Annotated in this window: 15 protein-coding genes; 11 read left to right on the top strand and 4 right to left on the bottom strand. The window is 71.4% G+C overall.

The window, feature by feature from the left end:
- Together ACFY16_RS41965 and ACFY16_RS41960 are read right to left on the bottom strand one after the other, a co-directional pair.
- Nucleotides 1-761: 2-oxoacid:acceptor oxidoreductase family protein (locus tag ACFY16_RS41965; RefSeq protein WP_390652493.1), on the bottom strand; the 761-nt coding region annotated here is incomplete at its 3' end.
- A gap of 271 nt (nt 762-1,032) precedes the next feature.
- On the bottom strand, nt 1,033-1,692 hold the full coding sequence (locus ACFY16_RS41960) for a LuxR C-terminal-related transcriptional regulator (RefSeq protein WP_390652496.1): 660 nt from the start codon (nt 1,690-1,692) through the stop codon (nt 1,033-1,035).
- A gap of 228 nt (nt 1,693-1,920) precedes the next feature.
- Here ACFY16_RS41960 and ACFY16_RS41955 point away from each other — a divergent pair, with 228 nt between their 5' ends.
- Entirely contained in the window at nt 1,921-2,901 is a 981-nt protein-coding gene (locus tag ACFY16_RS41955) for a zinc-binding alcohol dehydrogenase family protein (RefSeq protein ID WP_390652492.1), read from the top strand.
- A 122-nt stretch (nt 2,902-3,023) separates the two neighbouring features.
- Here the strand turns inward: ACFY16_RS41955 and ACFY16_RS41950 are convergent, their stop codons facing one another.
- Nucleotides 3,024-4,370, bottom strand: a complete 1,347-nt coding sequence (locus tag ACFY16_RS41950) for a sensor histidine kinase (protein ID WP_390652491.1) — start codon at nt 4,368-4,370, stop codon at nt 3,024-3,026.
- Nucleotides 4,371-4,552: 182 nt separating this feature from the next.
- Nucleotides 4,553-5,782: a sensor histidine kinase gene (locus ACFY16_RS41945; RefSeq protein ID WP_390652490.1), complete on the bottom strand. Its 1,230-nt coding sequence runs from the start codon at nt 5,780-5,782 to the stop codon at nt 4,553-4,555.
- A 189-nt stretch (nt 5,783-5,971) separates the two neighbouring features.
- Between ACFY16_RS41945 and ACFY16_RS41940 the strand changes: the two genes are divergently transcribed.
- Genes ACFY16_RS41940 through ACFY16_RS41895 form a run of 10 tightly spaced genes read left to right on the top strand, consistent with a single transcriptional unit; the run spans nt 5,972 to nt 16,118 of the window.
- Nucleotides 5,972-6,367 (top strand): NADH-quinone oxidoreductase subunit A, encoded by a 396-nt coding sequence (locus ACFY16_RS41940; protein ID WP_390652495.1) that lies wholly within the window; start codon nt 5,972-5,974, stop codon nt 6,365-6,367.
- Nucleotides 6,358-6,978, top strand: coding sequence for an NADH-quinone oxidoreductase subunit B (locus ACFY16_RS41935; RefSeq protein ID WP_390652489.1), 621 nt, complete (start codon nt 6,358-6,360; stop codon nt 6,976-6,978). Before ACFY16_RS41940 ends, ACFY16_RS41935 begins: the two co-directional genes overlap by 10 nt.
- Nucleotides 6,975-8,405, top strand: a complete 1,431-nt coding sequence (locus ACFY16_RS41930; protein WP_390652488.1) for an NADH-quinone oxidoreductase subunit C — start codon at nt 6,975-6,977, stop codon at nt 8,403-8,405. The genes ACFY16_RS41935 and ACFY16_RS41930 overlap by 4 nt, the downstream gene beginning before the upstream one ends.
- Complete coding sequence (locus ACFY16_RS41925) at nt 8,402-9,370, top strand: NADH-quinone oxidoreductase subunit H (RefSeq protein ID WP_390652487.1); 969 nt, start codon at nt 8,402-8,404, stop codon at nt 9,368-9,370. Before ACFY16_RS41930 ends, ACFY16_RS41925 begins: the two co-directional genes overlap by 4 nt.
- Before the next feature lie 2 nt (nt 9,371-9,372).
- Nucleotides 9,373-9,933, top strand: a complete 561-nt coding sequence (locus ACFY16_RS41920; protein ID WP_390652486.1) for a NuoI/complex I 23 kDa subunit family protein — start codon at nt 9,373-9,375, stop codon at nt 9,931-9,933.
- Nucleotides 9,930-10,595, top strand: a complete 666-nt coding sequence (locus ACFY16_RS41915; protein ID WP_390652485.1) for an NADH-quinone oxidoreductase subunit J — start codon at nt 9,930-9,932, stop codon at nt 10,593-10,595. Before ACFY16_RS41920 ends, ACFY16_RS41915 begins: the two co-directional genes overlap by 4 nt.
- Nucleotides 10,595-10,984: an NADH-quinone oxidoreductase subunit NuoK gene (gene nuoK, locus ACFY16_RS41910; RefSeq protein ID WP_390652484.1), complete on the top strand. Its 390-nt coding sequence runs from the start codon at nt 10,595-10,597 to the stop codon at nt 10,982-10,984. The genes ACFY16_RS41915 and nuoK overlap by 1 nt, the downstream gene beginning before the upstream one ends.
- Nucleotides 10,981-12,975 carry an NADH-quinone oxidoreductase subunit L gene (locus ACFY16_RS41905; protein ID WP_390652483.1) on the top strand — a complete coding sequence of 665 codons (1,995 nt, stop codon included), beginning with the start codon at nt 10,981-10,983 and terminating at the stop codon, nt 12,973-12,975. Before nuoK ends, ACFY16_RS41905 begins: the two co-directional genes overlap by 4 nt.
- Nucleotides 12,976-12,981: 6 nt before the next feature.
- Nucleotides 12,982-14,622: an NADH-quinone oxidoreductase subunit M gene (locus ACFY16_RS41900; protein WP_390652482.1), complete on the top strand. Its 1,641-nt coding sequence runs from the start codon at nt 12,982-12,984 to the stop codon at nt 14,620-14,622.
- Nucleotides 14,619-16,118, top strand: a complete 1,500-nt coding sequence (locus ACFY16_RS41895; protein ID WP_390652481.1) for an NADH-quinone oxidoreductase subunit N — start codon at nt 14,619-14,621, stop codon at nt 16,116-16,118. Before ACFY16_RS41900 ends, ACFY16_RS41895 begins: the two co-directional genes overlap by 4 nt.
- Nucleotides 16,119-16,307 lie beyond the last annotated feature (189 nt).

Here is a 16,307-nt window from a genome sequence, read left to right as displayed (position 1 = left end):
AAGGTCTTCGCCGCCGGGGCGACCTCGTAGGAGACCGCGAAGTCCTCGGTCGTCTCACCGAAGTTCCAGCCCGCGCGGAACGCGGCGATGTTGGCCGCCGCGATGTCGGGCTTCTTCGCGAACTTCGACGTCAGGAACTTCTCGGTGCCCTCCGTCGGCCGGTGGTACATCCACGACAAGAGGCCGAGCGCGAACATGTTCTTGCTCCGCTCGGCCTCCTTGCGGGTGAGGTCGAAATCCTTCAGCGCCTCCACGGTCAACGACGTCAGCGGCACCGGATGGAGCTGATAGCCGTCGAGCGATCCGTCCTCCAGCGGTGAGGCGTCGTACCCCACCTTCTGCATCGCCCGTTTGGTGAACTCGTCCGTGTTGACGATGATCTCCGCACCGCGCGGCACGTCCCCGATGTTCGCCTTCAGGGCCGCCGGGTTCATCGCGACCAGCACGTTCGGCGCGTCCCCCGGCGTGAGGATGTCATGGTCGGCGAAGTGCAGCTGGAAGGAGGAGACGCCCGGGAGGGTACCGGCGGGCGCCCGGATCTCGGCCGGGAAGTTCGGCAGGGTCGACAGGTCGTTCCCGAACGACGCCGTCTCCGAGGTGAAACGGTCACCGGTGAGCTGCATACCGTCACCCGAATCACCCGCAAACCTGATGATCACCCGGTCGAGGCGTTGTACGTCCTTCGCCCCGCCCGGTTTGCGCTGCTCTCCTACGACGGCTCCGTCGGCCTGTTCCGCTGCGCTGCTGACCTGGCTGGTCACTGAACTGGACCTCCCTCGAGGCGGCTGTCTGGGAGCGGCCTTCTCGAAGGCCTTCCCAACATCAACCCTACGTCCGCAAGGGGTGCCTTTCCCGGGTCATTCGCGCGACCGTCACCGCTTCGGGGCGGTTCGACGCCCAGGGACGACAGCCTCCCGACGGCCCGGCTCGGCACGGTTCCCCCGCCCCCCGGCACTTGCCTTGAAGACGCGCGGCGATCGCTTTCCGGTTCTGCGGTTCAACTGAACCGGTGTCGGCAACGGTGCCAGCCCGTCACGAATTCAGGTAGGTGAGCACCGCCAGAACGCGTCGGTGATCCCCGTCACTCGGGGACAGCCCGAGCTTCAGGAAGATGTTGCTGACGTGCTTCTCCACCGCCCCGTCGCTCACCACCAGCTGCCGGGCGATCGCGGAGTTCGTCCGCCCCTCCGCCATCAGCCCCAGGACCTCCCGCTCCCTCGGGGTGAGCCCCGTGAGCACGTCCTGCTTGCGGCTGCGGCCGAGCAGCTGCGCGACCACCTCCGGGTCGAGCGCCGTACCCCCCTGGGCCACCCGCACCACCGCGTCCACGAACTCGCGTACCTCGGCCACCCGGTCCTTGAGCAGATAGCCGACGCCACGGCTGGAACCGGCCAGCAGTTCGGTGGCGTAGCGCTCCTCCACGTACTGCGACAGCACCAGCACACCCAGCTCAGGATGGGTCCTGCGCAGCTGGACGGCGGCCCGCACCCCTTCGTCCGTGTGCGTCGGCGGCATCCGCACATCGGCCACCACGACATCCGGGAGAGCGCCCTCCGCGTCCAGCTCAGTGATCGTCTTGACCAGGGCGTCCGCGTCCCCGACCCCGGCGACGACCTCGTGCCCGCGGTCGGTCAGCAACCGGGTCAGTCCTTCCCGCAGCAGCACCGAATCCTCGGCGATGACCACCCGCACCCTGTCCTCCACGATCCTCGGCCCCCACAACCCCGGCGTTCCCCGACGGCGCCGCACGGGCCCCACCGGGGTACCCGCCCGCACCGACACGTTCGTCCAGCATTCCAGCATTCGGTTCCGCCTGTGCCCGGGCAACGGGAATACGCGCACGACACGCCGGGTTCCGGCCTGCCACAGGCAAGTTGTCGATCATCGGGCGGCGGACGCCCGAGGCTGGGGGGCGGGCCCATGCGGGCGATCGCGTTCAAGGAGACCGGCGGACCGGAGGTACTGCGCCTCGTCGACCTCCCCGACCCCGAACCCGGCCCGGGCGAGGTCCTGATCCGCGTCGCCTACGCCGGCGTCAACTACGGCGAGATCCAGCACCGCCTCGGCGACTTCGGTGCCCCCGACGGCGAGACCGTCACGGGCCTGGAGGCGTCGGGCCGGGTGGCCGCACTCGGGGAGGGAACAGAGGGGTTCTCGGTCGGCGACCGGGTCGCCGCCTACCTGCCCGACGGCGGCGGCTACGCCGAGTACGCGGTGGCCCTCGCCCCCTTCGTCCTCCCCCTCCCCGACGAGGTGGACCTGCGTACCGGCGGTGGCGCGGCCCTCGTCCTGACCACGGCCTACGGCGTCCTGGCCGGCGCGGCGCGCATCGCCCCCGGCGACACGGTCCTCGTTCACGCGGCCGCGGGCGGCGTCGGCAGCGCGGCCGCCCAGATCGCCCGCGCGCTGGGCGCGTCGGCGGTGTACGGCACGGTGAGCACGCCCGAGAAGGCGGAGTACGCCCGCGGCACCTTCGGCTACGACGACGTCTTCGTCCGCGACGGCTTCCCCGAGGCGATACGGGCGGCCACGGACGGCCGGGGCGTCGACATCGTCCTCGACCCGGTCGGCGGCCCCACCCGCCTGGCCGGTTTCGACGTACTGGCCCCCTTCGGCCGCGTCACCGTCTACGGCGAGGCGGCCCGCCACCCCGACCTCACGCTCCCGGTCCTCCCCATCTGGAAGAACAACCGCACCCTGACCGGCTACAACATCGGCGACCTGTCCCGCCGCGCCCCGGAGGTCCTGCGCCGGCACGCGCTGAGCGCGCTGGGTCTGGTGGCGTCCGGGGACGTACGGATCGACATCACGGAGGAGTACGGGCCGGCGGAGGCGGGGGAGGCTCATCGTTTGCTGGGGGAGGGGAGGAATCGGGGCAAGGTGGTGCTGAGGCTCGCATAGGTGCGGGTTTGTCGTGCCGCGTGCCTCAGAAGCTTTCCGCTTCTCAGAGAGCTGCCCCGCGCGCAAGCGCGGGGGAGCGACAGGAGCGACACCCTCCGCCGGCGCCGGCCCGGGGCACTGGTTCAGCGCCGCCAGGGCAGCTCCGCCGTGACCCGGGTCGGCCCACCGGCCGGCGAGTCCACCACCAGAATCCCGTCCACCGCGTCGAGCCGTTCCGCGAGCCCGGCCAACCCCGACCCCGCGGACGCGTCCGCCCCGCCCACCCCGTTGTCCACGACCTGAAGCAGCAGCCGGTTGTCCACCCGCCACACGTCGACGGAGGCCGACTTCGCCCCGCTGTGCTTGCTGATGTTCTGGAGCAGTTCGGAGACGGTGAAGTAGGCGATCCCCTCGATCGCCGGCGCAGGCCGTTCCGCGAGGTCCACCTCCACCCGCACGGGCACCGTGCAGCGTGAGGCGACGGCGGACAGCGCGGCGTCCAGGCCGCGGTCGGTGAGGACGGCGGGGTGGATGCCCCGGGCGAGGTCGCGCAGCTCCTGGAGTGCCGTCTTCACCTCACCGTGCGCGTCGTCCACCATCCGCGCCGCCGACTGCGGGTCCTCGGCCAGCTTCTCCTTCGCCAGCCCGAGATCCATGGCCAGCGCCACCAGCCGCGCCTGGGCCCCGTCGTGCAGGTCCCGTTCGATGCGCCGCAGGTCGGCCGCCGCCGTGTCGACCACGACACCCCGGTCCGACTCCAGCTCCACCACCCGCGACGCCAGCCGCGACGGCCCGAGCAGCCCGTGCACCAGCAGCCGGTCGACCAACGTCAGCGCCCGTACGATCCACGGCGTGGCCAGCGTGAACAGCAGGCCGACCAGCGCGGTGACGGTGATCTCGAAGGGGTTGTCGAGGTAGATCTGGTGCTGCCCGTCGCCGTACAGCTGGAGGCCGCCCTGACCGCCGTACATAGGGAAGACCCAGAACCACAGCGGATACGTCAGCAGCGCCCACCCGTACGCCCAGAAGGTCACCGCGACGCAGAACGACAACACCGCCCACGGGAAGTGCAGCACCGCGTACAGCAGCTGCCGCCACGACGAGCCGCTCTTCAGCACGGCACCCATCCACGCCGCCACACCGCGCCGGCGGGGCCGCAGCGGCTCCGGGGCAGCCACCTCCAGGCCGAGCAGCCCGCGCGCCCGCGCCCGTTCCAGCGACCCGAACCCGCGGCACCCGGCCAGCCCCGCCGCCAGCACCGGGATGCCGAGGAAGGTCACCAGCAGCCCCGCGCCGACCGCGACCATCGTGACGGCGTACGTGAACAGCAGGACGCTGATCGGCAGGCTCAGCAGGACGTACGCGAACTCGCGCCAGGTGCGGGCCTCGAAAGGCGCCCGCAGCGCGGTCGGCACCCGGTGCTGCCGCTCCCCGTGCTCGTACACCTGTCGGAACTCCTGTCCGTACTCGTGTCCGTACTCGCTGGCCATCGCGTCGTCCGTTCTGCTCGTCGGGCGGGTCGGCTGTCGTACCTCCACCCTGCTCGGCCGCAGGTCAGCGGGCCATGGAGTCCGTCGGCGTCTTGGGCGGGGGGTTTTCCCTACCTCGCTACCTCGCTGTCCGCTGTCCGCTGTCCGCTGTCCGCTGTCCGCGTCGGCTGTCCGCTGCCCGCTTACGCCCGTCGGCCGAGTCCGCCCCGCCGGGAGTCCTCCGACCGGTCCCGCCACGGCAGCTCCGCCGTCACCGTCGTCGGGCCGCCCGGCGGCGAGTCGACGACGAACAGGCCGTCCACGGCGCCGAGGCGCTCGGCCAGGCCCCGCATACCGCTGCCGCCGTCGAGACGCGCGCCCCCACGGCCGTCGTCCCGGACCTGGATGAGCAGCCGGTCCTCCACCCGCCACACGTCGACGGAGGCCGACTTCGCCCCGCTGTGCTTGCTGATGTTCTGGAGCAGCTCCGAGACGGTGAAGTAGGCGATGCCCTCGATGGCCGCGGCGGGCCTGGACCCCAGCTCGGCCGTCACCTTCACCGGCACCGTGCAGCGCGAGGCGACCGAGGACAGCGCGGCGTCCAGGCCGCGGTCGGTGAGGACGGCGGGGTGGATGCCCCGGGCGAGGTCGCGCAGCTCCTGGAGCGCGAGCTTCACCTCGCCGTGCGCCTCCTCGACCATCGCTGCCACGTGTTCGTCGGCCTGCCCCTCCAGCAGTTTCTCCTTGGCCAGGCCGAGCCCCATCGCCAGATTGACCAGGCGGGCCTGGGCCCCGTCGTGCAGGTCGCGTTCGATGCGCCGCAGGTCGGCCGCCGCCGTGTCGACCACGACACCCCGGTCGGACTCCAGCTCGGCGATGCGCCGCTCCAGCTCGTCGGAGGGCGACAACAGCGCGCGCACCATCGCCCGGTCCGCGTTGCTCAGCCCGCGCGCCAGGTACGGCAGCACCGGCCACAGCGCGAAGAGCGAGGTCAGCGTGACGGTGAAGGTGAGGATGCCCCAGGGCAGCCGTATGACGTCGTACAGGGCCGCGCGCCAGCCCAGCGGGTCCTTCACCGCCATCCAGAGCCGCGGGATGAACCCCTCGGTCCGGTTCAGCGGCAGCGGGCTCGGCTCGTCGATCCGCACCCCGAGCAGCACCCGCGCCCGGCCCCGTTCGAACCGGCCCAGCAGCCGCGACCCCATCAGCCCGAGCGCCAGCAGCGGCAATCCGACCACGGTGACGGTGAGCATGCCGCTGACGAACAGCGCCGTCGCCACATAGGTGAAGCCGAACAGCGCCATCGGCAGGTTCGCCAGGAGGTGCGCGATCTCCTTCCAGGTCTGCGGATCGAAGGCGGGGCGGGCCGGAGGCAGGAGATCGTCACGGTCTTCGGTGGCGTTCCTGTCGGCGGAAGGCTTGGCTGGGGTCATACGGGTTAGCGTGCCGCGTGGTGCGCCGCCGCGCCATGAGGTCGGCCGCCGGGATCAACGGGGGAAAACCCCACTCCCGGATCCCGAGGTGTGACGGGCTGCTTACCGTCTCTTTATCAGGGCCTAGACTCCCGTGCGTACAGACCATCGAACACAGAGTGGAGCGAGGGGCGGACGTTGTCGGAGACTTTGCGGGACCCGACCGTCGTCGTCGCGGCGGACTACTTCCAGTCCTATTCGGTCGTCGGGCTGCTCGCCGTCGTGGGCGCGCTGTTCGTCGCTGTCGCCTTCGGGGCGGGCCGCCTGCTGCGCCCGGTGGTTCCCACCCCTGAGAAGCTCCTGACGTACGAGTGCGGCGTCGACCCGGTCGGCGAGGGCTGGGCCCACACCCAGGTCCGCTACTACGTCTACGCGTTCCTGTACGTCATCTTCGCCGTCGACTCGATCTTCCTGTTCCCCTGGGCGACGGTTTTCGCCGACCATGGTTACGGCGCGACCACGCTGGTGGAGATGTTCATCTTCCTCGGCTTCCTGGCCGTGGGCCTGCTGTACGCATACAAGAAGGGCGTCCTGACATGGACGTGACCCCCGCTACCCCTGAGCCCGTGCTGCTCCCGGAGCCGAAGCGGCTGGGCGCCCTCGCCCGGCTGGCTCCGGAGCCGATGAAGGTGGTCCTGAACTGGGGCCGCCGCTACTCGCTGTGGGTCTTCAACTTCGGCCTGGCCTGCTGCGCGATCGAGTTCATCGCCGCGTCGATGGCCCGCCACGACTTCATCCGCCTCGGCGTCATCCCCTTCGCGCCGGGCCCGCGCCAGGCCGACCTGATGGTCGTCTCGGGCACGGTCACGGACAAGATGGCCCCGGCCGTGAAGCGCCTGTACGAACAGATGCCCGAGCCGAAGTACGTCATCTCCTTCGGCGCCTGCTCCAACTGCGGCGGCCCGTACTGGGACTCGTACTCGGTGACGAAGGGCGTCGACCAGATCATCCCCGTGGACGTCTATGTCCCTGGCTGCCCGCCCCGCCCGGAGGCCCTGCTCCAGGGAATCCTGAAGCTCCAGGAGAAGATCGCGCGGGAGTCGCTGGCCGAGCGGTACGGGACGGCGAGGCCTTCCGTGGCTGCGCTCCAGAGCGGCCTGGTGCAGCCGCCGCCGGCCCCGTCCCCGGCCCCTTCCCCGGCGGGGGAGGAACGATGACCACGGTCGGCTGGCTGCCCGCCCCCGCCGAAGAGCTCTTCGGTACGGAGGCCACGGCCGAGGAGTCGTACGAGGTCCTGACGGTCGACGTACCGCCGGCCTCCTGGATCGCGGCGCTGCGCGTCGCCCGCGACGAGCTGGGCTGCACCTACTTCGACTGGCTGAGCGCGGTCGACGAACCGGGCATCGGCTTCCGCGTCTCGGCCCACGTGGCCGCCCTGCCCCCGTCGCCGGTACACCGGCTGCTGCTGCGCACGACCGTCCCGCACGAGGCCCCGGTGCTGCCGTCCGCCGTGGACGTCTACGCGGGCGCGGCCTGGCACGAGCGCGAGACCCACGAAATGTTCGGCGTCGCCTTCGAAGGCCACCCGGCACTGGACCACCTCCTCCTTCCGGAGGGCTTCGAGGGCCACCCGTTGCGGAAGGACTTCGTCCTGGCGGCACGGGTCGCCAAGGCCTGGCCCGGCGCCAAGGAACCGGGGGAGTCGGAGCACGGCGGCCCCAAGCGCCGCCAGATGCTCCCCCCGGGCGTCCCCGACCCGAACGAGTGGGGCCCCCTGAAGGGCCAACTCCCCCCTGCCGCCGCCCGCCCGACCCGAGCCGCGGGCCGAGCCGCCCCCGGCGACCGCCCGGTACGCCGTGCCCGCACGGCTTCGGACGGCTCGGCCAGCCAGGCGGCCGGCGCGGCCACGCCGACGGACACGGACACGGGCACCGGCCCGGGTGCGGGCGCGGACACAGGCACACGCACAGGTGCGGGTGCGCCGGCGACGGCTCCGGTCGTCCCCCGTCGCGCACGGAGCGCGAGCGCGGGGTCCGCTTCGCAGCGGGCGGAAGCTACGGGAGCTACGGGAGCTACGGGAGCGATGGGGCCGGCAGGAGCAACGGGAGCAACAGGTCCGGCAGGAGCAACCGAAGCAACAGGTCCGGCACGAGCAACGGGTCCGGCAGGTGCAACGGGAGCGGCAGGACCGACGGAGGCGGCGGAAACGCCGGCCGCTGAAGGCACGCCCGGCCCCGCGCGTCCGGCGCGTCCGGCGCGCCCCGGGGGTCCGCGTCGTGCGCGCACGGCCTCTGAGGGGTCCGCTTCCCAGCGCCCCGAGGCCCCGACGACACCCACCCCTCCAACGGCCGCGACGGCACCGGGCGGACCCTCCCGGCCCGCCACCGGTCCTCGCAGCTCGGACGCCCCGTGGCATCACGCCCGCCCGGCCTTCGAGGAACCCGAGCCGAAGGAAGCGCCTCCGTCGGACGCGCCCACCCCTGAGGATCCGGCCCGCGACACCCCGGCCCCTGAAGACCCGGCCGCCGAGGATCCGGCCCGCGACACCCCGGCCCCTGAAGACCGCACCCTCGAAGTCCCCCCGTCGAACGACGACCCCACCACCCCCGACGACCCCACGAACCCCCAAGGAGGCCCGCAGTGAACGACGCGTTGGACGTCGCCCTGCGACTCCTCGTCGTCTTCGGCGTCTTTCTCACCTTCCCCCTGATCGTCGGCCAGACCGAGCACAAGGTGATGGCCCACATGCAGGGCCGCCTCGGCCCGATGTACGCCGGTGGCTTCCACGGCTGGGCCCAGCTCGTCGCGGACGGCGTGAAGTTCGCGCAGAAGGAGGACGTGGTCCCGACGGGCGCGGACCGCCGTGTCTTCCAGCTCGCACCCGCCGTGGCCCTCCTGCCGTACCTCCTGGTCCTTCTCGCCGTCCCCATCGGCCCGGGCGAAGGCGCCGTAGGCCAGGTCGTCGACGCGGGCATCTTCTTCGTGCTCGCCGTGATGGGTGTGGGCGTCCTCGGCTCCCTCATGGCCGGCTGGGCCTCCGCCAACAAGTTCTCCCTCCTCGGTGGCCTGCGCACCGCCGCCCAGCTCCTCGCCTACGAACTCCCGATGCTCCTCGCCGCCGCCTCGGTGGCGATGGCGGCCGGCACGGTCTCCCTCCCCGGCATCGTCGATGCCTTCCAGTGGTGGTGGCTGCCCTGGCAGATCACCGGCGCGTTCGTCTTCTTCGTCGCCGGCCTCGCCGAACTCCAACGCCCGCCCTTCGACATGCCCGTCGCCGACTCGGAGATCATCTTCGGCGCGTACACCGAGTACACCGGCCTGCGCTTCGCTCTGTTCCTCCTCGCCGAGTACGCCGGAATCGTCGTCCTGTGCGGCCTGACCACCGTCCTCTTCCTGGGCGGCTGGCACGGCCCGTGGGGTGCCGACGGCCTCGGCTGGGTCTGGACCCTGCTGAAGGCCGCGATCCTCGCCTTCGTCGTGATCTGGCTCCGCGTCACCTACCCCCGCCTGCGCGAGGACCAGCTCCAGAAGTTCTCCTGGACCCTCCTCGTCCCCCTCTCCCTCGCCCAGATCGCCCTCACCGGCATCGTCAAGGTGGTGATCCAGTAGTCATGGCCCCCATCCCCGGCTCCGGCCTCGCCAAGGGCCTGGCCGTCACCCTCCGCACGATGACGAGGAAGACCGTCACCGAGCAGTACCCGGAGGTCCAGCCGGACCTCCCGCCCCGCACCCGCGGTGTGATCGGCCTGTTCGAGGAGAACTGCACGGTCTGCATGCTGTGCGCCCGCGAGTGCCCCGACTGGTGCATCTACATCGATTCCCACAAGGAGACGGTCCCCCCGGCCGCCCCCGGCGGTCGTGAGCGCAGCCGCAACGTCCTCGACCGGTTCGCCATCGACTTCTCCCTGTGCATGTACTGCGGTATCTGCATCGAGGTGTGTCCTTTCGACGCCCTGTTCTGGTCCCCGGAGTTCGAGTACGCCGAGACCGACATCCGTGACCTCACCCACGAACGCGACAAGCTCCGCGAGTGGATGTGGACGGTTCCGGCCCCGCCGGCCCTCGACCCGGGCGCGGAGGAACCGAAGGAGATCGCCGCCGCCCGCAAGACCGCCGAGAAACTGGCCGCGGCGCAGGCCGAGCCGAACAAGCAGGAGGAAGGAGAGTCGTGATCCTCGCCTCAGCTGATCCGCACGGCTTCCTCTCCCCGACGGGCGTGGAGATCGCCTTCCTCCTCGTCGGCCTGGTCACCTTCGGCGCCGCGCTGGTCACCGTCACCACCCGGCAGCTGGTGCACGCCGCCCTGTGGCTCGTGGTGACCCTCGGCGGCCTGGCCGTCGAGTACCTCCTGCTCACCGCCGAGTTCATCGCCTGGGTGCAGGTCCTCATCTACGTCGGTTCCGTCGTCGTCCTCCTCCTGTTCGGTCTGATGCTCACCAGGGCCCCCATCGGCCGCTCCCCGGACGCCGACTCCGGCAACCGCTGGGCCGCCCTCACCGTGGCCGTCGCCGCCGCGGCCGCCCTGGTCTGGGTCGTCGTCGACGCCTTCCGCGCCACCTGGATCGACCTGGACGGCGAGCCCGCCGGCACCACCCGCGTCACCGGCGAGAGCCTCTTCCAGAACTGGGTCCTCCCCTTCGAGGCCCTCTCCGTCCTCCTCCTCGCCGCCCTGGTCGGCGCGATCGTCCTGTCCCGCAAGGCGAAGGCGGACGCGACGGCGACCACCGCCGCAACCACTCCCGTGACCACCCCGACGCCAGACACGGCCGAGAAGGCCGGCAAGGCCGGCAAGGCCGGCAGAGCCGACAAGGTCGACAAGGGAGGCGTCCGCTGATGCACCTCGCCTATCCCGCGGTGCTCTCCGCCCTCCTCTTCTGCACCGGCCTCTACGGCGTCCTCGCCCGCCGCAACGCGATCCTGGTCCTCATGTCGGTCGAGCTGATGCTCAACGCCGTCAATCTCAACCTGGTCGCCTTCGACGTCTGGCTCAGCAGGGCCGCCGAGGAGACCCTGCACTCCGGCCAGGCCCTGACCCTGTTCACCATCGCCATCGCCGCCGCCGAGATCGGCATCGGCCTGGCGATCGTCCTGGCCGTCTACCGCAACCGCGGCACCTCGGACATCGACAAGCTCCGCGACACCGCCGAGGGGCACGACACCGACGGACCCGACAGCGACGCCCTCGCGGCCGAGCAGGCCGAGAAGACTGAGGCCACCGCGTGACCACGACCACCCTCGCCGCCCTCGTCCCCCTCCTCCCGTTCCTGGGCGCCGCGGCCGGCCTGCTCCTGGGCCGCACGGCCCCCGGCTTCGTTCGCCCGCTCGCCGTCCTGCCGACGCTCGCCGCGCTCGTCCTCGCCGTGCTGGTGGCCGTCCGCCAAGGCGGTGACCAGGCCCTCGACGCCGCCACCGAGCTCACGCCCACCGGCTCCGTCCCCATCGAACTCGCCCTGCACATCGACGGCTTCGCCGCCCTCGTCGCCGTCCTCGTCGGCTTCGTCGCGGCCTGCGTGCAGATCTACTCGACGGGCTACCTGCGCGACGACCCGCGCTACCCCTCCTACGCCGCCCTCGTCTCCCTGTTCACCTCCGCGATGCTCCTGGTCGTCTACTCCGGCGACCTGATCGTGCTGCTGGTCGGCTGGGAAGTCATGGGCATCTGTTCCTACTTCCTGGTCGGCCACTACTGGGAGACCCCGGAGGCCCGTGCCGCCTCCCTGAAGGCCTTCCTGGTCACCAAGCTCGGCGACGTCCCCTTCCTCATCGGCCTGTTCGCCCTCGCCACCGACGCCGGCTCCTTCCAGATCACCAAGGTCCTCGGCACGGTCGCGAGCGGCGGGCTCGACCACCCGACGCTGGTCGCCCTGCTGCTCCTGGCGGGCGTGGCGGGCAAGTCGGCGCAGTTCCCGCTGCACACCTGGCTCCCCGACGCGATGGCAGGCCCCACGCCCGTCTCCGCCCTGATCCACGCCGCGACCATGGTGGCCGCCGGTGTCTACTTCGTCGCCCGTCTCCTCCCCGTCTTCCAGGCCTCCTCGGCCGCGATGGTCGTCCTCGCCGTCATGGCCGCCGTCACCATGGCAGGCTCGGCCCTCGCCGCGCTCGCCCAGGACGACATCAAGCGCGTCCTCGCCTACTCGACGATCGGCCAGCTCGGCTACATGACCGGCGCCCTCGCCGTCGGCGACCGCGGTGCCGCCGTCTTCCACCTCCTCTCGCACGGCGCCTTCAAGGCGCTGCTGTTCCTCGCGGCCGGCGTGATCATCCACGCGGCCGGCACCAACTCGCTGGCCGCCATGTCCCGCATGACGGGCCTGCGCGACCGCGTCCCGGACGCCTACTGGACGATGACCGTGGCGCTCCTCGCACTCGCCGCGATCCCGCCGTTCAGCGGCTTCTTCTCCAAGGAGTCCGTCCTCAGCGCCGCCGAACACGTCACCGCCGGCCACACCGAGCACGCTCCCGCCGCCGCGGGCTGGACCGTCCTCGTCGCGGGGCTGATCACGGCCCTGATCACCGCCGCGTACGCGACCCGCCTGTGGCTGCTCGCCTTCCGGGGCCACGGCACCGAGGCCCCGGACCACGGCCGCCAGCCCCTCACCATGACCGTCGTGCTGTGGGTGCTCGCCATCCCCTCCCTCGCCTTCGGCGGGCTCGCCTACGCAGCGCTGCCCAAGTGGTTCGACGGCCGCGACCTCACCCCCACGCTCACCACGTCCATCCTCGGCACGGGCCTCGCCCTGGTCGGCGGACTGGTCACCTACGGCGCCTGGCAGCGCACCACCGCCCTCGCCGCCCGCGCCCCCATGGGCGCAGTCGCCGCCCACCCCGAGGGCGACGCCGGACTCGTCGAGGCCGAGGCCATCGCCAGCCACAAGCCCGTCTACGGCGACGTGGCCTACGCGCCCGACCCGGCCGACCCGGGCCGCCTCCTGCTCGGCCCGCTGTACCGCCACGCGGCGGTCGGCTTCCACCTCGATGCCGTGTACGACGTGCTGTTCGTCCGTCCGGTCCAGGCCGGAGCGAGCCTCGTCCGGTTCCTGGACCGCGAGGTCGTCGACACCTACGTACGCGGCGCGGGCGCCCTACCCCGCTGGCTCGGTGCCGCCGTACGGCGTGCTCAGACCGGCAATGTGCAGACCTATGTGAGCGCGCTGCTCGCCGGCGCCGTCGTCCTGGCGGTCGCCGCCGTCCTCGTCGCCACGGGAGCGTGAGCAGGCGTGATCGATATCAACGAGTCCGTGATGCAGTTTCTTCTGGCGTTCGTCGTCGTCGGCCCGCTTCTCGGTGCCGCCGCCGCTCTCCTGCCGGCCCCGCCCGGGCTGAAGGGGAAGTCGCCGCAGCAGGCCGTGCTGCGGCACGGCGTGACCGTCACCGGCGCTGTCCTCATCGCCGCGATCGTCCTCGCGCTCGGCTTCGACCACGACCACCCGTCGAAGATGCAGGCCACGACCGACATCAGCTGGATCCCCGCACTCGACGTGCGGATCCACCTCGGCATCGACGGCATCTCCCTCCCCCTTCTGGTCCTGACCGCGCTGCTGACCTTCCTCTGCGCGCTCTACTCCTACTTCAAGATGCCCGCGGGCCCCACCCCGAAGGCCTTCGTCGCCCTGCTGCTCGTCCTCGAGTCCGGCACCCTGGCGACCTTCGCCGTCCTCGACCTGCTCCTCTTCTTCCTCGCCTTCGAGACGGTCCTCGTCCCGATGTACTTCCTCATCGCCCGCTGGGGCGGTGAGCAACGGATGCAGGCCGCTTGGAAGTTCATCCTCTTCACCCTGCTCGGCTCCGTCGTCATGCTGCTCGGCCTGCTCCTGATCGGAATCAAGGCGGGCACATTCGACATGGTGGCACTCGCCACTGACAACGGCCGGTCGCTGACCACATCCGTGCAGGTCATCGCCGTGCTGGCGATCGGGATCGGGCTCGCGGTCAAGACGCCGATGTGGCCGCTGCACAGCTGGCTGCCCGACGCCCACACCGCCGCCCCGACCGTCGGCTCGGTCCTGCTGGCCGGCGTGCTGCTGAAGATGGGCACGTACGGGTTCGTCCGGATTCTCCTGCCGATCGCACCCGACGGCCTCCACACCTTCGCGCCCTACCTCGCCGCCTTCGCCGTGGTCGGGATCATCTACGGGTCCCTGGCCTGCCTCGCCCTCGCCAAGCAGGGCGCGAAGGGCGACCTCAAGCGCCTCATCGCCTACTCCTCCGTCGGCCACATGGGCTTCGTCCTGCTCGGCATCGCGACGATGACCCCGACCGGCGTGAACGGTGCCCTGTTCGCCAACATCGCCCACGGCCTCATCACCGGCCTCCTCTTCTTCCTGGTCGGCGCGCTGAAGGACCGTACGGGCACGACCGACCTCGACACCCTCGCCCTCCCGTCGCCCGACCACCGCCCCTCAACGAGCGGCTCCGCCGCGCCGACTCATTTCCAGACCGGCGCCGGCCTGTACGGCAGGACCCCGCGCCTCGGCGGCCTGCTCGCCTTCGGCGCGGTCGCCTCGCTCGGCCTGCCCGGTCTGGCCGGGTTCTGGGGCGAGATGCTGGCGCTGTTCGGCGCATTCGAACCCGCCGCCGACCTCAGCCGCCCCGCCTTCCTCACCTTCATGGCGATCGCCGCGTTCGGCACCCTGCTCACGGCCGCGTACATGCTCATCGTGGTCCGGCGCGTCTGCATGGGCGCCGTCCCGCAGGGCTCGCGGGAGGCCGCCCCGAAGCTCGCCGACATCCAGACCTACGAGTTCGCGGCCTGGACCCCGCTCGTCGCCCTCACCGTCGTCGCCGGGCTGTGGCCGAAGGCCCTCCTCGGCCTGACCGACCCGGCCGTGCAGCAGCTCCTCGCAGGAGGCACCCGATGAGCTCCCTCGTCCAGTCCGTCGACTGGCTCGCGATCGCTCCGCCCACCATCGCGGCGGTCGTCGGCCTCGTCGTACTCGTCGCCGATCTCTTCGTGGGCGACGCGAAGAAGACGCTGCTCGGCTGGCTGTCGGTCGCGGGCCTCGCGGCCTCCGCCCTCCTGCTGCTGCCCCTCCTGGACGGCGACCGCTCCACCTTCTGCCTCACCGGCGACCCGAACGTGTGCAGCTACACGGTGGACCGCTTCACCCTCGTCGTGCAGTTCCTGGTCCTCGGCGGCGCCCTCCTCACGGCTCTCCTGTCGGTCACCGCCCTGAAGGACGCCGACAAGGGACTCCCCGAAGGGGAGTACTGGTTCCTGCTCCTCTCCTCCGCCGCGGGCGCCGCCCTCCTGCCCGCCTCCCGAGACCTCGCCACCCTCGTCGTCGCCCTGGAGGTCGCCTCGCTGCCCGCGTTCGCCCTCGTCGGCATCCGGCACGGCGACAAGAAGTCCTCCGAAGCGGCCCTGAAGTTCTTCCTGTCCTCGGTCACAGCCACCGCGGTCAGCCTGATGGGCATCAGCTTCGTCTACGCCGCCACCGGCACCCTCTACCTCACTCAGGTCGCCGACCGCATCCAGCACGTCGACGGCCAGCTCCACACCCTCGCCCAGACCGGCGTCGTCCTCACCCTCGTCGGCTTCGCCTTCAAGACGGCCGCCGTCCCCTTCCACTTCTGGGTGCCCGACACCTACGTAGGAGCCCCCCTCCCCATCGCCGCCTACCTGTCGGTGGTCGGCAAGGCGGTCGGCTTCTCCGGCCTGATCCTCGTCACGGTCGTCGCTCTCCCGTCGTACGCCGACGCCTGGGGCCCGGCGCTGGCCGCGCTGGCCGCGCTCACCATGACCGTCGGCAACGTCGGCGCCCTGCGCCAGCAGGCCACGCGCGCGTACAGCGCGGTACGCCTCCTCGCCTGGTCCTCGGTCGGCCAGGCCGGCTACCTCCTCGTGCCGATCGCCGCCGCCGCGTACTCCGACGACGCCCAGAAGTCGGTCGGCTCCACGCTCGCGTACGCCCTCATGTACGCGGCCGTGAACCTGGGCGCCTTCGCGGTGGCCGCGTTGGTCGGCCGTACGAGGTCCCTGAACCGCATCACGGACTACCGCGGCCTGTACGCCTCGAACCCCCTGGCCGCCCTGCTCCTGGCCTTCTTCCTGCTCTGCCTCGCCGGGCTGCCGCCGGGCATCATCGGCCTCTTCGCCAAGGTCACCGTCTTCTCGGCAGCCGTCGACGCGGGCCTCGGCTGGCTCGCCGTGGTCATGGCCGTCAACGTCGTGATCGCGCTCTTCTACTACCTCCAGTGGACGACGCTGCTGTTCCGCGCCCCCGAGGGCGAGCCCGAGAAGCACCGCGTCCCCGCCCCCCTCACCGCGACGATCGCCCTGACCGGCGTCCTCGGCATCGCCCTGTCCGGAGCGCCCCAACTGGTCCTGCGGTTCGCCGGCACCGGGCTGTTCTGAACACGGCGGAGGACAGCGCGGAGTACAACAGGCCGTCCCCGTCACCCGAACGGCCCACTCGTGCCGCCGTACGCACAAGGGAACTAGTCGCTCTCGCCTGGCGTTGACCAGAACGGGAGGGTCCACTGGACGTGACATCACAGCGCCAGTGACATCGGAGACAGCAAGCAAAGGGTTCCCCTGCTGCAC

This window comes from Streptomyces sp. NPDC001315, from assembly GCF_042896175.1.
In the GTDB taxonomy this organism is placed as follows: domain Bacteria; phylum Actinomycetota; class Actinomycetes; order Streptomycetales; family Streptomycetaceae; genus Streptomyces.
The sequence above is the reverse complement of the archived record's forward strand: the minus strand, read 5'-3'. Positions and strand labels throughout refer to the sequence as shown.

Excerpts from the sequence above, each read along its gene's own strand:
- ACFY16_RS41955 (WP_390652492.1), top strand. The coding sequence starts at position 1,921 with ATGCGGGCGATCGCGTTCAAGGAGACCGGCGGACCGGAGGTACTGCGC.
- ACFY16_RS41930 (WP_390652488.1), top strand. The coding sequence starts at position 6,975 with ATGACCACGGTCGGCTGGCTGCCCGCCCCCGCCGAAGAGCTCTTCGGT.
- ACFY16_RS41950 (WP_390652491.1), bottom strand. The coding sequence starts at position 4,370 with ATGGCCAGCGAGTACGGACACGAGTACGGACAGGAGTTCCGACAGGTG.
- ACFY16_RS41895 (WP_390652481.1), top strand. The coding sequence starts at position 14,619 with ATGAGCTCCCTCGTCCAGTCCGTCGACTGGCTCGCGATCGCTCCGCCC.
- ACFY16_RS41935 (WP_390652489.1), top strand. The coding sequence starts at position 6,358 with ATGGACGTGACCCCCGCTACCCCTGAGCCCGTGCTGCTCCCGGAGCCG.
- ACFY16_RS41945 (WP_390652490.1), bottom strand. The coding sequence starts at position 5,782 with ATGACCCCAGCCAAGCCTTCCGCCGACAGGAACGCCACCGAAGACCGT.
- ACFY16_RS41920 (WP_390652486.1), top strand. The coding sequence starts at position 9,373 with ATGGCCCCCATCCCCGGCTCCGGCCTCGCCAAGGGCCTGGCCGTCACC.
- nuoK (WP_390652484.1), top strand. The coding sequence starts at position 10,595 with ATGCACCTCGCCTATCCCGCGGTGCTCTCCGCCCTCCTCTTCTGCACC.